Origin of the sequence: Pseudomonas sp. OTU5201, assembly GCF_038440135.1 — a bacterium.
Taxonomy (GTDB): Bacteria; Pseudomonadota; Gammaproteobacteria; order Pseudomonadales; family Pseudomonadaceae; genus Metapseudomonas; species Metapseudomonas resinovorans.
Genome location: NZ_JASATC010000097.1, coordinates 1 through 800, shown reverse-complemented (window position 1 = coordinate 800; position 800 = coordinate 1). Strand labels below are relative to the sequence as shown.

The 800-nt window shown below is 68.4% G+C and carries 1 protein-coding gene; it reads right to left on the bottom strand.

The window, feature by feature from the left end; all coding sequences use genetic code 11:
- Nucleotides 1–800 (bottom strand): L-serine ammonia-lyase (locus tag AAHM40_RS27010; RefSeq protein ID WP_342247440.1); only part of this gene is annotated, 800 nt, incomplete at both ends.

The window sequence follows — 800 nt, the reverse complement described above, 5'->3', positions numbered from 1 at the left end:
GCCAGACCGCCGCGCGAGGTTTCCTTGTACTTGTCGTGCATGTCGGCGCCGGTGTCGCGCATGGTGCGGATCACCCGGTCCAGCGAGATGAAGTGCTCGCCATCGCCGCGCAGGGCCATCTGCGCCGCGTTGATCGCCTTCACCGCGGCTATCGCGTTGCGCTCGATGCACGGCACTTGCACCAGCCCGCCCACCGGGTCGCAGGTCAGCCCGAGGTTGTGCTCCAGGCCAATCTCCGCCGCGTTCTCCAGCTGCGCCGGCGTCGCCCCCAGCACTTCCGCCAGGCCCGCCGCCGCCATCGCGCAGGCCGAACCGACTTCGCCCTGGCAACCCACTTCGGCACCGGAGATCGAGGCGTTCTTCTTGCACAGGATGCCCACCGCCGCCGCGCCGAGGAAGAAGTTCACCACGTCGTCTTCGCTGGCCTCGGGGTTGAAGCGCATGTAGTAGTGCAGCACCGCCGGGATGATCCCCGCCGCGCCGTTGGTCGGTGCCGTGACCATGCGCCCGCCGGCGGCGTTTTCCTCGTTCACTGCCAGGGCATAGAGGTTCACCCATTCCATCGCGCTCATGGTGCTGCCGATCACGTTCGGTTTGCCCAGTTCCTGCAGGCTGCGGTGCAGCCGCGCCGCGCGCCGGCGCACGTTCAGCCCGCCGGGCAGGATGCCTTCGTGGCCGAGGCCGTTGGTCACGCATTCCTGCATGGCGTCCCAGAGCTTCAGCAGCCCGGCGCGGATCTCCGCTTCGCTGCGCCAGGCCTTTTCGTTGGCCAGCATCAGTTCGGCGATGCGCAGGTTGTG